Annotated in this window: 11 protein-coding genes; 6 read left to right on the top strand and 5 right to left on the bottom strand. The window is 74.2% G+C overall.

Annotation, left to right across the window (positions count from 1 at the left end):
- Window positions 1-8: 8 nt before the first annotated feature.
- Window positions 9-911: a siderophore-interacting protein gene (locus tag ACN27C_RS27330; RefSeq protein WP_422749054.1), complete on the top strand. Its 903-nt coding sequence runs from the start codon at window positions 9-11 to the stop codon at window positions 909-911.
- A gap of 62 nt (window positions 912-973) precedes the next feature.
- Here ACN27C_RS27330 and ACN27C_RS27325 read toward each other — a convergent pair whose 3' ends face one another.
- The 4 genes from ACN27C_RS27325 to ACN27C_RS27310 are packed head-to-tail and all read right to left on the bottom strand — an operon-like array spanning window position 974 to window position 6208.
- Entirely contained in the window at window positions 974-2758 is a 1785-nt protein-coding gene (locus tag ACN27C_RS27325; protein WP_422749052.1) for an IucA/IucC family protein, read from the bottom strand.
- Entirely contained in the window at window positions 2755-3339 is a 585-nt protein-coding gene (locus tag ACN27C_RS27320) for a GNAT family N-acetyltransferase (protein ID WP_047891080.1), read from the bottom strand. The genes ACN27C_RS27325 and ACN27C_RS27320 overlap by 4 nt, the downstream gene beginning before the upstream one ends.
- 5 nt (window positions 3340-3344) lie before the next feature.
- Window positions 3345-4631, bottom strand: a complete 1287-nt coding sequence (locus ACN27C_RS27315; protein WP_422749050.1) for a lysine N(6)-hydroxylase/L-ornithine N(5)-oxygenase family protein — start codon at window positions 4629-4631, stop codon at window positions 3345-3347.
- A 23-nt stretch (window positions 4632-4654) separates the two neighbouring features.
- The gene (locus tag ACN27C_RS27310) at window positions 4655-6208 is read right to left on the bottom strand and encodes a pyridoxal phosphate-dependent decarboxylase family protein (RefSeq protein WP_422749048.1); all 1554 of its coding nucleotides are present in this window, start codon (window positions 6206-6208) and stop codon (window positions 4655-4657) included.
- A 228-nt stretch (window positions 6209-6436) separates the two neighbouring features.
- Here ACN27C_RS27310 and ACN27C_RS27305 point away from each other — a divergent pair, with 228 nt between their 5' ends.
- Together ACN27C_RS27305 and ACN27C_RS27300 are read left to right on the top strand one after the other, a co-directional pair.
- On the top strand, window positions 6437-8479 hold the full coding sequence (locus tag ACN27C_RS27305; protein ID WP_422749046.1) for a penicillin acylase family protein: 2043 nt from the start codon (window positions 6437-6439) through the stop codon (window positions 8477-8479).
- Window positions 8476-9033, top strand: a complete 558-nt coding sequence (locus tag ACN27C_RS27300; RefSeq protein ID WP_120570358.1) for a GNAT family N-acetyltransferase — start codon at window positions 8476-8478, stop codon at window positions 9031-9033. Before ACN27C_RS27305 ends, ACN27C_RS27300 begins: the two co-directional genes overlap by 4 nt.
- 13 nt (window positions 9034-9046) lie before the next feature.
- Here ACN27C_RS27300 and ACN27C_RS27295 read toward each other — a convergent pair whose 3' ends face one another.
- A complete protein-coding gene (locus tag ACN27C_RS27295) occupies window positions 9047-11272 on the bottom strand; it encodes a hypothetical protein (protein ID WP_422749044.1) in 2226 nt (741 codons plus the stop codon).
- A gap of 175 nt (window positions 11273-11447) precedes the next feature.
- Between ACN27C_RS27295 and ACN27C_RS27290 the strand changes: the two genes are divergently transcribed.
- From ACN27C_RS27290 to ACN27C_RS27280, 3 genes are read left to right on the top strand one after another with little or no spacing between them, the layout of a single operon-like run.
- Complete coding sequence (locus ACN27C_RS27290) at window positions 11448-12152, top strand: DUF1223 domain-containing protein (protein WP_121684139.1); 705 nt, start codon at window positions 11448-11450, stop codon at window positions 12150-12152.
- Window positions 12149-13051 (top strand): redoxin, encoded by a 903-nt coding sequence (locus tag ACN27C_RS27285; protein ID WP_422749042.1) that lies wholly within the window; start codon window positions 12149-12151, stop codon window positions 13049-13051. The genes ACN27C_RS27290 and ACN27C_RS27285 overlap by 4 nt, the downstream gene beginning before the upstream one ends.
- Before the next feature lie 22 nt (window positions 13052-13073).
- A complete protein-coding gene (locus ACN27C_RS27280) occupies window positions 13074-14303 on the top strand; it encodes an epoxide hydrolase family protein (protein WP_350817174.1) in 1230 nt (409 codons plus the stop codon).
- Window positions 14304-14344: the final 41 nt, after the last annotated feature.

Below are 14344 nucleotides of genomic sequence, written 5' to 3'. Positions count from 1 at the left end.
AATGACGCATGACCAGCACCCTGGCCGTCGCGCCCTGGCGAGTCTTCACCGTTGAGGTCCGCGCGCTGCGGCGGCTCGGCCCGTCCTTCCTGCGGGTGACGCTCACCGGCCCGGATCTGGACCGGTTCGCCGACAACGGGTACGACCAGCGGATCAAGCTGGCCCTGCCGCCGGTCGACGGGGCGCCGGGGGAGCTGCCCGACGGGCCGGACTGGTTCCCGCGGTGGCGTGAGCTGCCGGACGGGCTGCGCAGCCCGATCCGCACCTACACGGTGCGCGCGGTCCGGCCGGAGGCGTACGAGGTGGACGTGGACATGGCGCTGCACGGCGACGGCGGCCCGGCCACCCGGTGGGCACGGCGGGCCCGCCTCGGCGACCGGATCGCCGTCGTCGGCCCGGACGCCGGGTGGGACGGCCCGCACGGCGGCGTCGAGTTCCAGCCGCCGGCCGGCGCCACGCTGCTGCTCGCCGGCGACGAGACCGCCGCGCCGGCGATCTGCGCGATCCTGGAGCGGCTGCCCGCCGACGCGCGCGGGCACGCGCTGGTGGAGGTGCCGGAGACCGGCGACGAGCTGCCCTGCGCGGCGCCGGCCGGCGTCACTGTGACCTGGCTGCCCCGCGACGGCGCGCCGCACGGCAGCCGGCTCACCCCGGCCGTGACGAGCCTGGCCGGCCGGCTGGTGCCCGTACCGGCCGGGTCGGGCGCGCCGCCGCTGGCCGAGGTGGATGTGGACCGGGACATCCTCTGGGAGGTGCCGGAGCGGCCCGACGGCGCGGCGCTCTACGCCTGGCTGGCCGGGGAGGCGGCGGTGATCCGCGGCCTGCGCCGGCACCTGGTCACCGAGCGGGGCATGGACCGGTGCGCGGTGGCGTTCATGGGCTACTGGCGGGCCGGTCGCGCGGAGAACTGATCGTCCCCACCGCCGTCGAAGCGGGCCGGCGCACGGCGCCGGCCCGCTTCTTCGTCGTCCCGTCAGTCGCGCGGCGCGTACGGGGCGAGCGGGTTGACCAGCGTGCCGGCGAACTGCAACGCGGCCGACGGGTCGGACAGGTCCACCATCTGCTGGTTGTTGCGCAGCTGGAGCCGGTTGAGGCAGGACAGCGTGAACTCCGGCGCGAACAGGTCGTGCCGGCGCATCCGGTCGGCCAGGTGCGGCACCGTGGCGGCGTAGCCGGCGGCGCACTCGGCCACCGTGCGCCAGAACCCGTCCTGGTCGAGCACGCCCTGGGTGTGCAGGGCGGCGCTCAGGTGCCGAAGGAAGCAGTCGAACACGTCGGTGAAGATGGACAGGATCTTCTCGTCCTCCGGAATGGCGGCCCGGATCCGCCGCACCCGCTCGGGCAGGTCCGCGTCCGGGTCCATCACCACGATCTCCTCGGCGATGTCCTTGAACACGACCCGCTCCACCACGCCGCCGTCCAGCACCAGGATGACGTTCTCGCCGTGCGGCATGAACGCCAGGTCGTGGGCGTACAGGCTGTGCAGCAGCGGAACCAGGTAGGCGTCCAGGTAGCGGCGCAGCCAGTCGGCCGGGGCCAGCCCCGACTCGTCGATCAGCGCCGCGGCCAGCGAGCGCCCGTCCCGGTCCAGGTGCAGCAGCGAGGCCATGGTGGCCAGCCGCCGCCCGGGTTCCAGCCCGGGCACCGGGCTCTCCCGCCACAGCGCCGCCAGCATCTTGCGGTACGGGGAGTACCTGTCGGTCGCCGCCTCGTACTGGCGGTGCCGGTAACCGATCGCGGCCCGCTCCCGGATGATCGACAGGCCGGTGCGCTTGAGCACCGGGTCGCCCTCGATCAGCCCGGCCAGCCAGTCGTTGATGGCCGGCGTCGCCTCCATGTACGCGGCGGACAGCCCGCGCATGAAGCCCATGTTCAGCACCGACAGCGCGGTCTTCACGTAGTGCTTGGCCGGGTCGGTGACGTTGAAGAAGGTGCGGATGGACTGCTGCGCGAGGTACTCGTCCGGCCCCTCGCCGAGGCAGACCAGCCGGCGCGCGGCCACCTCACCGGCGAACGTGACGGCGAGCTTGTTCCACCACTGCCACGGGTGCACCGGGACGAACAGGTAGTCGGCCGGGTCCAGGCCCAGCCCGGTGAGCGTGGCGGTGAACCCGGCCAGCGTCTCCTCGCCCAGCTCGGCCCGGACCAGCGTGTCGTAGTCCAGGTCGTCGGCGCAGGTGAACGTGGTGTGGTCGCGGTGCGCGGCGAGCCAGAGCAGCCGTACCGGCGCGGCGGCCTCCGGGGCGTACGCGTGGTACTCGTGCACGCCGAAGCCGATGCGGCCGTTGTTGGCCACGAAGCAGGGATGCCCCTCGGTCATGCCGGTCTCGATCGCCTGGAAGTCGGCGGCGGCCAGCTCGGCGGCGCTCAGTGCGGGCTTGGCCAGCTTGTACGCGGTCCCGGCCAGCGTGGAGGTGATCTCCTCCAGGTAGACCGGCAGGATCGCGTCGGTGAGGCCGAGCGCGCCGCGCAGCTCCACGCACAGGTCGACGGCGTCGGGCGGCAGGTCCGCGCCGTCGCGGCGGCGCACGATGCTGTCCGCGTCGACCTGCCAGTGGTCGAGCGCCAGCCGCTGCGCGGCGAACCGGTACTCGACGGCGCCGTCGTCGCTGCGCACCAGCCACTGTCCCGGGCCGGCGGGCTCGGGGGTGATCAGGCGCTCGTGGGCGAACTCGGCGAGCGCCTTGCGCACCAGCAGCCGGTTGGCCGTCGCCCACGCCTCGGGGGTCAGGTGGTCCACGGATGCGCTGGCGTTCACGCCGGTGCCCCTTCCTCGCTGGCGGGCGCGCCGGTGGCGGCCCGGAACTGGTCCCGGGTGCAGACGCTGAGCAGCGCCTCCTTCTCGGGCTTGCGGATCGGGCCGACGACGGTGAAGCCGACTGCCGCGTTGAGCGCGTGCACGGCGGTGTTGCGCACGTCCGGCTCCACCACCACCCGGCGCGTCGCCGGGTCGGCGAACAGCCAGGCCATCACCGTGGTGATGACGGCCCGGGTGAAGCCGTGGACCGGCGTGTCGGCGGGCGCGCAGAGGAAGTGCATGCCCACGTCGCCGGGCTCCGGGTCGTAGAGATCGACCAGCTCGACGTGCGCCGGGTCGTACCGCTCGGCCAGGAACGCCGGGGTGCCGCGCCACGACCCGAGGTACGCGTCGTGGTGCGGGTGGTCGGCGATGCGCCGGTACTCGGCGGCGACGGCGTCCACGTCGGCGTCCTGCATGAGCCAGAACGCGGACTTGGGGTGGGTGACCCAGCGGTGCAGCAGCGCGGCGTCGGCGTCCGGGTCCAGCGGGCGCAGTGTGAACTCGCCGAGCGCGTCGTCGACGCGGGTGAACGCGGTCATGCCGGTCATGCCGGGGCCCCGGCCGGGGCGCCGAACTCCTGGAATGCGATGGTCTTCTCCACCGGGTAGTGCTCCCGGCCGGTCATCTCCCGGATCAGCCACGAGTTGCGGTACGGGCCCATGCCCAGGTCGGGTGAGGTGATGCTGTGCGTGTGGGTGCCGCCGTTCTGGAGGAACACGCCCCGGCCGGTGTGGTCGACGCTGTAGTTGCGGGCCACGTCGAAGCGGCCGTGCGCGTCGAAGCGGAGCCGGTCGCGGACCGGCGCGAGGAACTCCGGCACCCGGTAGTGGTAGCCGGTGGCCAGCACCAGTCCCGCGGTGTCGAGCGTGAACGCGCGGTCCTGCTCGGTGTGGCGCAGCCCGAGCCGGTAGCGGCCGTCGACGTACGCCGCCTCGACCAGTTCGGTGTTGGTCAGCAGGCGGCTCGGCACCGGCCCGTGCAGGCTCTTGGCGTACAGCAGGTCGTAGATGTCGTTGATCAGGTCGGCGTTGATGCCCTTGAACAGCGGCTTCTGTGCGGCCTCCAGCGCGTAGCGGGTCGGCTCGGGCAGCGCGTGGAAGTAGTCCACGTAGTCCGGTGAGGTCATCTCCAGCGTGAGCTTGGTGTACTCCAGCGGGAAGAACCGCGGCGAGCGGGTCACCCAGGTGAGCTGGTAGCCGTACGTGTCGATGTCGCCGAGCAGGTCGTGGTAGATCTCCGCGGCGCTCTGGCCGCTGCCGACGATCGTGATGCTGTCCTTGGCCTGCAGCGCCTCCCGGTGCTCCAGGTAGCGCGAGTTGTGGATCATGTCACCGCCGAGCCCGGCGCAGGCCGGCGGCAGGTACGGCGGGGTGCCGGTGCCGAGCACGAGGTGCCGGGCCCGGTGGGTGACCGGCCCGTCCGGCGTGTCCGCGTGCACCACGTACCGGTCGTCGCTCTCGTCGTACTCGACGGCGGTGACGGTGTGCCGGAAGCGCAGGTTCGGCAGCTTCCCGGCGGCCCAGCGGCAGTAGTCGTTGTACTCGGCGCGCAGCGGGAAGAAGCTCTCCCGGATGTAGAACGGGTAGAGCCGGCCGGTCTCCTTCAGGTAGCTCAGGAACGAGTACGGCGAGGTGGGGTCCGCGAGCGTGACCAGGTCGGCGATGAACGGCGTCTGGAGCCGGGTGGATTCCAGCAGCATGCCGGGATGCCAGTCGAAGCTGTCGCGGGCCTCCAGGAACAGCCCGTCGAGGTCGTCGATCGGCGCGGTGAGGCAGGCCAGGCCGAGGTTGTAGGGGCCCAGCCCGACGGCGATGAAGTCGTGGGTCGACATGTTCTCGTTCTCCTCGGCGGGGGTCAGACCGGGCAGGACAGCTCGGCGGCGGCCGCGGTCCGGGCGTACCAGGTGGCGTGGTCGGCGATGAGGTCCAGCACGTGGGCGATGTCGTCCACTGTGGTCTCGGGGTTGAGCAGGGTGAGCTTCAGGTGGTGGGCGCCGTCGACCTTGGTGCCGGCGACCAGGGCCGCGCCGGAGGCGGCGAGCGCGTCGCGGGCGTGCAGGTTGGCCTCGTCGACCAGGTCGGGCGCGAGGCCGGGCGGCCGGTACCGGAAGACCACTGTGCTCAGTTGCGACGGCGCGGCCACCTCGAAGCGCGGGTCGGCGTCGAGCCGCCGCCACGCCTGCGCCGCGAGGTCGACGACCTGGTCGAACAGCGCGCCGACCGCGTCCGGCCCCATGATCCGCAGGGTCAGCCAGAGCTTGCACGCGTCGAACCGGCGGGTGGTCTGGATGCTCTTGTCGACCTGGTTCGGGATGCCCTGCTCGACCGCGCGGGCCGGGTTGAGGTAGTCGGCGTGCCAGGTGGCGTGGCGCAGCGTCCGGCCGTCGCGGACCAGCAGCGCGCTGGAGCTGACCGGCTGGAAGAACGACTTGTGGTAGTCCACAGTCACCGACGCGGCCCGTTCGATGCCGTCGAGCAGGTGCCGGCGGGTGGGGGAGACCAGCAGCCCGCAGCCGTACGCGGCGTCGACGTGCAACCAGACGCCCGCGGCGGCGCAGATGTCGGCGATCTCCGGCAGTGGGTCGACGGTGCCGAAGTCGGTGGTGCCGGCGGTGGCGACGACGGCCATCACCACCTGGCCGTCGCGGTGGCAGCGGTCGATGGTGCGGGCCAGTTCGTCGGTGCGCATCCGGCGGGTCGCGTCGGTGGGCACGGTGAGCACCGCGTCGGCGGCCAGGCCGAGCAGCTTGGCGGCCTTCTGCACGCTGAAGTGCCCGGCCGCCGAGGTGAGGATGCGCAGCCGGGAGAGCACCTGCGGCCGGTCCGGCCGGCCGGCGGAGCCGCCCACCACCGTGCGGTACGCCTCCTCGCGCGCCAGCAGCATCGCCTGGAGGTTCGACTGGGTGCCGCCGCTGGTGAACACGCCGTCGGCGCCGGCGCCGAACCCGATGCGCCCGGCCGTCCACTCGATCAGGCGCCGCTCCATCAGCGTCGCGCCGGCGCTCTGGTCCCAGGTGTCCAGGGAGGAGTTGACCGCGCTGAGCACCGCCTCGCCGAGCAGCGCCGGGATGACCACCGGGCAGTTCAGGTGGGCCAGGTAGCGCGGGTGGTGGAACCAGACCGCGTCGCGCAGCCACACGTCGTGCAGCTCGTCCAGGGCGGCGTCGGTGTCGCCGAGCGGCCGGTCCAGGTCGATGGCGCCGATGAGCGGCGCCAGCTCGTCGGGGGTGACGCCGGTGAACGGCCGGTCCGCCTCGCCCACCCGGCGGGCGACCCGGTCGACGCCGCGCGCCAGCACGTCCCGGTACCGCGCGAGCGTGCCGGCGTTGAACAGGTGGCCGCGTGCCGTGGCGGCGGCGCGGCCGGTGTCGGTGGGCGCGGCGCCGGTCGGGCTCCCGATCGAACTCATGCGACTTCCCAGCGGTCGTACGGACAGGACACGCGGCGACAGCCGCGGCGATCAGGTTAGGTTAGGCTGGCCTAACTAGCAAGCACGACTCGGGGTGCTTTGTCCCGGATGCGCCGGTGGTTGGCGCCTTGGCCGCGTCGCGGTAAGGTCGCCCTCGGTTAGGGGAGGTTATCCTAAGTTGACTGTGGAGCGGAACCGGCGCCCGGCGCGCCGAGGCGGCGCGAGATGATGACGTACGTCGATCGCGACAGGTGGGGTGTGCCCCGGTTGTGGGCCGCCGACGTCGACGCGCTCGCGCGTCTGCAGGGGCGTGTCGCCGCGCTGGACCGGGCCTGGCAGATCAGCGTCGAACGATGGCGTGCCGAGGGCCGGCTGGCCGCCCACGTCGGCGCGGCCGAGCTGGCGTGGGACCGGTTCGCCCGGCGCGTACGGCTGGACGACACCGCCCGGCGCTGCTACGAGGGCCTGGACCCGGACACCCGGCGGTGGGTCGAGGCGTACGTCGACGGGGTCAACTCCGGACTCGCCGAGGGTGCCGCCGGCGCGCCTGAGTTCGCCGCCACCGGCACCGCGCCCGAACCCTGGCAGCCCTGGTCGCCGCTCGGCGTCTTCCTCGTCCAGCACGTGCTCTTCTCCACGTTCCCGAACAAGCTCTGGCACGCGCACGTGGCCCGCACGCTCGGCCCCGAGGCGGCCGGGCTGTTCGCGGTCGAGGGACCGGCGTCCTCCGGCAGCAACGCCTGGGCGCTGCCCGCCGACCCGGCCACCGGGCGCGGCCCGGTGATCGCCGGGGACCCGCACCGGCTGCTCGAACTACCCGGCGTCTACCAGCAGGTCCGGCTCGCCTGCCCGGAGTTCGACGTGATCGGCCTCGCCTTCCCCGGTGTACCCGGCCTGCCGCACTTCGGCCACACCGGCCACGTGGCCTGGGCCGTCACCAACGCGATGGCCGACTACCAGGACCTCTACCGCGAACGGCTGCGCCGCGACGGCGACCGCGTGCTGGTGCGCGACGCGGACGGCTGGACGCCCGCCGCGCGCCACGTCGAGGAGATCGAGGTCCGCGGCGGCGCCCCGGAGACGGTCGAGGTGATCGAGACGCCGCGCGGGCCGGTGATCGACCACGACCGGGTCACCGGCGACGCGATCGCCCTGCGCACGCCGAGCCGGGTCGAGGCCCGCCTCGGCTTCGAGGCGTTGCTGCCACTGCTGCGCGCCCGGCACACCGGTGACGTCGCCGAGGCGCTGCGCCACTGGGTCGAGCCGGTCAACAGCGTGCTCGCCGCCGACACCGGGGGCGGCGTCCGCCGCCTGGTCGCCGGCCTGGTCCCGGTACGCGACGAGCGGTGCCGCCGGGAACCCGTACCGGCCTGGGAGCCGGCCTACCGGTGGCGGGGCGACTACCTGCCGCTCGTGGACGAACCGGTCGACGGCGTGGCGGTGTGCGCGAACGACCGCCGCGAGGACGTGGCCGCACACGGCGCCGACTTCGCCCCGCCGCACCGGGCCCGCCGGATCCGGGAACTGCTCGCCCAGGGCGCCGGACCGTCCACGGTGCACACCGACGATCGGCTCCCGGCCGGGCCGCTGTACCGGCTGCTCGACCGGCTCGACCCCGGCCGGCTCGACGAACCCGCCCGCGCGCTGCTGCTGCGGCTGCGCGGCTGGGACCGGGCGATGGCGGCTGGCTCGGCCGAGGCCGGCGCGTACGCGGCCTGGCGGGCGGCACTCGCCCGGCGGTTGCGCGTACACCCGAGGTTGCGTGCCCTCGGCGAGCCGTGCGGTTTCGACGAGCTGTTCGCGCCCTGGACCGACCCGGCGGCCCGGATCGGCCTGGCGCTGGACCACCTCGCCGCCGAGTTCGGCGCCGGCCTCGCGGCACCGGCCGCCGAGGCGCTGGTCGAGGTGGCCGCCGGCCCGATGCCCGGTGAGTGGGGCGGCCGGCACCTGCTGCACCCCGTGCACCTGGGTGTCGCCCCGGCGGTCACCGACGCGGTCGCGGCGATGCGGCAGCGGGTGGCGCTGGCCGGTGACACCGACTGCGTGCTGGCCACGTCCAGCGTGCCGGGCGTCTCCGACGCCTGCTGGCGCGGCCCGGTGGCCCGCTACGTGTGGGATCTGACCGACCGGGCGGCCAGCCGCTGGATCGTCCCGTTCGGCGCATCCGGGCGCCCCGGCGACGCGCACTTCGCCGACCAACTGGCCCACTGGGCCGCCGGGACGCTGGTCCCGGTGCCCGCCGGCCCACTGACGGGAGACGAGTCGACGTGATCCACCTGGAACGGATCCCCGGCCTCGGCGAGCTGGCGCTGGAGCCGGTACGCCCCGACCGGCACGCCGAACTGCTGCACGGCTGGGTGGTCCGGCCCCGCAACCGGTTCTGGGGCATGGGCTCGCACACAGTCGACGAGGTACGCGAGATCTACGCGTTCGTCGACGGGCTGGACACCCACCACGCGTACCTGATCCGGCTCGACGGCGAGCCGATCGGGCTGTTCCAGACCTACCAGCCGGAGGCGGACCCGGTCGGCGACCGCTACCCGGTGCTGCCCGGCGACGTCGGGATCCACCTGCTGCTCGACGCGCCCCGGCGATATCCCGGTTCGCTGACCGGGGCGGTTTTCCCGGCCCTGGTCCGGTTCCTGCTGCGGGACCCGGCCGCGCGCCGCGTGGTGGTCGAGCCGGACGTCCGCAACGACGTCATGCTGCGCCGGCTGCGGATCGAGGGATTCACGCTCGGCGACGAGATCGACATGCCGGACAAACGGGCGAGGCTGGCGTTCCTCACCCGGGAACGGTTCGAGGCGGACCACCCGGCGGCGTGACGCCCCGCCCGCGTCAGGGCTCGACGGCGCGCAGCCGCCGGGTGAGGTCCCGCACCGTCTCGGCGTACGCCGGGTCGTCCTCGGACGGAAGGTGACCCTTGATCGGCGGCGGGACGCTGTCCCAGGGCGGCGCCACCAGGCTCTCCGGATCCCGGAGACGACGGTCCACGGTCGCCTCCGGGCCGGTGACGCGGGCCGGCTCGTCCGCGCGGTGCGGGGAGAAGATCCAGCCGCCCAGCGCGTCGGTGTCCCGCCACAGGTTGCGCCACCGCCAGCCGAGCCGGCCGCCGATCCCGCGCAGCATCTCGTCGCCGACGTAGGCGGGGAACAGCCGGGCGTAGAGCCGGCGCAGCGGCGAGCTGTATGTGAGCAGGGCGACCCGCGCGCTGATCTCCGCCGGCAGTTGCAGGACGGTGGCGGCGACCAGCACCGAGCCGTGGCTGTAGCCGGACAGCAGCACCCCGTTTCCGCTGCGCACCAGGTACGTGATGCGCCGGGCCAGCTCCGGCACGGCCCGCTCGGCGTAGCAGGGCGGTGCGAACGGGTGCGCGGCCCGGGGCCAGAACGTGGCGAGGTCGAAGAGCACGCCGACGTGGTGGCGGAACCCGGGACTGCGGTAGGCGAATATCCCGGCCACGACCAGGGCCAGCACCGCCGCCGAGAGCGCCACCCCGCCCACCTCGATGCCGAACATGACCAGCTCGGCCGGCACGTGCGTGCGGCGTTCCAGGGCCTCGCCCGGCTCGGGGCGGACCAGCGCCATCGCGGTGGTCGCCGCGCCCGCCCCGGCCATGACGGCGAACAGCACCGCCAACGGCACCAGCAGGTCGGTGAACCGGGCCCGCACGATCATCGTCCGGACCTGCCGCAGCCGGGGCGCCGCCTCGGCCGGCGGCGCCGGGAAGTCGCGCTCGACGACCGCCTGGGCGGCCCGGATCCGGCCGCGCCGGGACACCAGCGCCACCACGGCGGCGGCCGCCAGCGTGACCAGCAGGGCGCGGAAGAAACCGTAGATCGCCCAGGTGTACGCGCGCGCCGGACCCGGTATGTCGTCCGCCGGGGACACGCCCCGGTCCAGCAGGTCGGCGGTGCGCTGGACCAGCTCGGCGGAGTACGCCACCGCGAGCCCGCCCGCCGCCGCCGCGACCACGAGCGCGCCGAGCCCGTTCGGCGGCTGGTGGCCGCGTACCCGCAGCCGGTGCCAGAGCAGCACGGCCCCCAGGCCGCCGAGCAGGACCGCGTGCGTGACCAGCAGCCAGGTCAGGATCGAGCCGTAGCCGGGCAGGCCCCCGCCGGTACGCCAGCGGACCGGGGCGAACAGCAGGTACCCGGCCACCACGACGGTGAGCCCGACCGCGGTGCCGCGCAGCACCCGGGCGACCCGGTCGCGTCGCGGGTCGGTGGGCGCCCGGTCGACGAGCGGCGGCACGCAGACCAGGACCACGCAGGCGAGCAGGACCGCGCCGGTGACCGCCAGCAGCGCCGCCACAGTGGGCGGGACGCCCTGCGCGGCCCGGGCGGCGAGGAGACAGCCGTCGAGGGTGGCGAAGGCCGCCGCGATGTGGATCGAGCGCAGCCGGCCCATCAGCGGCTCGGTGTCCCACTGGCCGATCGTGCTCAACGGAGGGCCGGCGGATGCCCGCTCCGGCGCCCGGAACGCGGTGAACGAGCGTCCCGGACGCCGGGCGCCCCACCAGACCAGGCTCACCGCGGCGGCCGGCACCAGCGCCAGCACCACGAGCCGCAACCCGACCGGCCGCCCGCCCATCCAGGACAGCCACTCCCGGTCGGAGATACAGGCCGGCACGGACAGGCACTGCCAGGCCACCAGGTCCAGCGCCACCCCGGCGCCGGCGAGCACGTACAGCGCGGTCAGGCTCAGCCCGAGCACCCGGCACAGCCCCCGCACCACCGCGCCGCCGACCGCGTCCCCCGGCCGCATCCACACGGCCACGTTGAGCAGCATGAAGGGCATCAGGAACAGCAGCGACAGGGTACGCAGCGCGGTGCCGGACGGCAGGTCGTTCCACCGGTACGCCTCCAGCGTCACCCCGCCGGCGCCCTGCGCGTCGGCGAGCCCGGGGCGGGGCCGGTAGAAGCCCGCGCTGCGGTCGCCCGCGACCTGCCGGACCAGCGGCCGGCCCAGCACCTCGGCGGCGCCGGCCGAGGAGACGCCGTGCACCCGCAGCTCCACCACCTCGCCCGACGGCGCCTGTGCCCGCCCTGGTCCAGCCGTCATCGACCCTCCGCGACGTCCCGGCCGCCCACGCCGCCTGGCACGGCCCGCCCTCGGGTGGCGCAGCGTCCTACCCGGCCGGGCCGGTGGCAAACGCCCGTGGGCCCGGCGGGCGGCCCGTTCGAAGCCGCGCCGTCCGGGTAACCGCCGGCGGACGTCCTCGGACAAGGGAGCCCGCATGACCGGCGCATCGTCCCCGCGCGACGGCTTCGCCGTCGTGGAGATGTTCACCTCCCAGGGCTGCGACAGCTGCCCGCCCGCCGAGGAGGTGCTGTCCGAGATCGACCGGGACGCGCGTGAGCGCGGGGAGCGGGTCTACACGCTCGGCTTCCACGTCGACTACTGGGACCACCTGGGCTGGGCCGACCCGTACGGCGCGCAGGCGCACACGCTGCGGCAGGAGCGGTACGCGCGGACGCTGCGCACCGGCGGGCTCTACACGCCGCAGATGATCGTCAACGGAACGGTCGAGTTCGTCGGGTCGGACCGCCGGCAGGCCGGCTCGGCGATCGACGCCGCGCTGGCCGCTTCGCCCGGCACGCCGGTGACGCTGTCCGTCGTGACGGCCGACGCCGGGCACGTGGTGCTCGACTACGAGACCGGAGCGCTGCCCGAGCAGGCCCGGCTGAACGTGGCGGTGGTGGAGCGCGGCCTGGAGAACGACGTCCCCCGGGGCGAGAACGCCGGGCGGCGGCTGCGCCAGGACACGGTGGTGCGCGCGTTCTGTTCCACCGAGCTGAACGGGGAGCGGGGCCGGATGGAGATCGACGTGCCGGCGGCGCCCGACCCGCGCCGCGCCTCGGTCGTCGGGTACGTGCAGCAGGGCGACCGGGCGGTGGTCGGCGCGACCGCCGTCGACCTCGGCGACGGGAACCGCGGATGACCCGGGCCGCGGTGGCGCCCCGGCTGCCGCCGATCGACGTCGGCCGCTGGGTGAACTCCGCGCCGCTGACGCCGCAGGATCTGCGCGGACGTGTGGTCCTCGTCGACGTCTGGGAGTACACCTGCGTGAACTGGATCCGCACCGCCCCGTACGTGCGGGCGTGGCACCGCGACTACCGCGACCTCGGGCTCACTGTCGTCGGCGCGCACGCGCCGGAGTTCGCGTTCGGCCGGCTGCCGGAGAACATCGACCGGGCGATCCGCGACCACGGGCTCACCTACCCGATCGCGATCGACGACGACTACACGTTCTGGCGCGCCCTGCGCAACGACGCCTGGCCGGCGAAGTACCTCTTCGACGCCGACGGGCGGCTGGCCGACCGCTGGGTCGGCGAGGGCGACTACGACCGGACCGAGGCGCTGATCCGGCGACTGGTCGAGACCGCCGCGCCCGCGACCGCGCTGCCGCCGGTCACAGCGGAGGTGACCGCGTTCGTGACCGGCCCGCAGCCCACGTACGCCGGGATCACCCCGGAGACCTACCTCGGCGCCGACCGCGGTGTGCCCGGCACGTACGCGCTGACCGGCGACTGGCGGGTCGAGGGCGAGTACGTCGAGACCGGCGATGCCGGCGCCGAGCTGGTCCTGCCGTTCACCGCCGGTGAGGTGAACCTGGTGGCCGACCCGGGACCGGAGGGACCGGCCGGGATTCGGGTGCTGCTGGACGGGAAACCGGCCGCTGACGCGCGCGGAGCCGACGTGGGCCCGGACGACCGGGTCCTCGTCGACCGGGCGGCCATGATCCGGCTGGTCGACGGCGCGACGCCGGGGGAGCACCGGCTCACCCTGCGCGCCGAGCGGCCCGGCTTCCGCGCGTACGTCTTCACGTTCGGTCCCTGACCCGACCCGAGGAGGACAACCCGTGGCCGTCAAGACCATGACGCCGACGCGTACCGGCGCCGGCATCCGTGAGTTCCGCGTCGAGGTGCCGGAGGCGGACCTGGAGGACCTGCGGGTCCGGATCGCGGCCACCCGCTGGCCGGAGCGCCAGACCGTGGACGACCAGTCGCAGGGGGTGCCGCTGGAGACCAGTCAGGCGCTCGCCCGCTACTGGGCCACCGAGTACGACTGGCGCCGGGTCGAGGCGCGGCTAAACGACCTGCCGAACTTCGTCACCGAGATCGACGGCCTGGACATCCACTTCATCCACGTTCGCTCGCCGCACCCCGACGCGCTGCCGCTGATCGTCACGCACGGGTGGCCCGGTTCGGTGATCGAGCAGTTGAAGATCATCGGCCCGTTGACCGACCCGACGGCGCACGGCGGCAGCGCCTCGGACGCGTTCCACCTGGTGATCCCGTCGATGCCCGGCTACGGGTTCTCCGGTCAGCCGGACCGGCCCGGCTGGGATCCGCAGCACATCGCCCGCGCCTGGACCGAGCTGATGCGGCGGCTGGGCTACACCCGGTTCGTGGCGCAGGGCGGCGACTGGGGCGCGCTGATCACCGACATGCTCGGCGTGCAGGCCCCGCCGGAACTGGCCGGCATCCACACGAACATGCCCTGCGTGGTGCCGCCGGAGATCGACGCGCTGTTGCAGACCGGCATCACCGGTGTCAACAACCCGCTCGCGGAGCTGCCGGCCGGGCTGTCGGCCGAGGAGCGGGCCGCCTGCGAGCGGATCGACTTCTTCTGGAAGCACTCCGCGTACGCGCTGATCATGACAACCCGTCCGGAGACGCTCGTGGCGCTCGCCGACTCGCCGGTCGGCCTGGCGACGTTCATGCTCGACCACGACGCGGCGAGCCTGGACCTGATCTGCGCCGCCTTCGCCGGCCGGCCCGGCGGGCTGAGCCGCGACGACATCCTGGACAACGTCACGCTCTACTGGCTGACCAACACGGGCGTGTCCTCGGCCCGGCTGTACGCGCAGAACGCGCTGTCGTTCTTCGCCGCCAAGGGCGTCCGGGTGCCGGCCGCGGTGAGCCAGTTCCCGGACGAGATCCTGCTCGCGCCGCGCAGCTGGGCCGAGCGGGCGTACCCGAACCTGATCCACTACAACAAGGTGGACCGGGGCGGGCACTTCGCCGCCTGGGAGCAGCCGGAGCTGTTCGCCCAGGAGATGCGGGCGGCCTTCCGGTCGCTGCGCTGACGTCGGGACGGATGCGGCCGGGTGGGATGCCACCCGGCCGC

The organism is Micromonospora sp. WMMD1219 (assembly GCF_049315215.1).
In the GTDB taxonomy this organism is placed as follows: domain Bacteria; phylum Actinomycetota; class Actinomycetes; order Mycobacteriales; family Micromonosporaceae; genus Micromonospora; species Micromonospora tulbaghiae.
The sequence above is the reverse complement of the archived record's forward strand: the minus strand, read 5'-3'. Positions and strand labels throughout refer to the sequence as shown.

What these genes read in the sequence shown, in the direction of transcription:
- ACN27C_RS27290 (WP_121684139.1), top strand. Translation starts at nt 11,448, where the DNA reads ATGACCGGCGCATCGTCCCCGCGCGACGGCTTCGCCGTCGTGGAGATG.
- ACN27C_RS27330 (WP_422749054.1), top strand. Translation starts at nt 9, where the DNA reads ATGACCAGCACCCTGGCCGTCGCGCCCTGGCGAGTCTTCACCGTTGAG.
- ACN27C_RS27315 (WP_422749050.1), bottom strand. Translation starts at nt 4,631, where the DNA reads ATGTCGACCCACGACTTCATCGCCGTCGGGCTGGGCCCCTACAACCTC.
- ACN27C_RS27310 (WP_422749048.1), bottom strand. Translation starts at nt 6,208, where the DNA reads ATGAGTTCGATCGGGAGCCCGACCGGCGCCGCGCCCACCGACACCGGC.
- ACN27C_RS27305 (WP_422749046.1), top strand. Translation starts at nt 6,437, where the DNA reads ATGACGTACGTCGATCGCGACAGGTGGGGTGTGCCCCGGTTGTGGGCC.
- ACN27C_RS27285 (WP_422749042.1), top strand. Translation starts at nt 12,149, where the DNA reads ATGACCCGGGCCGCGGTGGCGCCCCGGCTGCCGCCGATCGACGTCGGC.
- ACN27C_RS27320 (WP_047891080.1), bottom strand. Translation starts at nt 3,339, where the DNA reads ATGACCGCGTTCACCCGCGTCGACGACGCGCTCGGCGAGTTCACACTG.
- ACN27C_RS27295 (WP_422749044.1), bottom strand. Translation starts at nt 11,272, where the DNA reads ATGACGGCTGGACCAGGGCGGGCACAGGCGCCGTCGGGCGAGGTGGTG.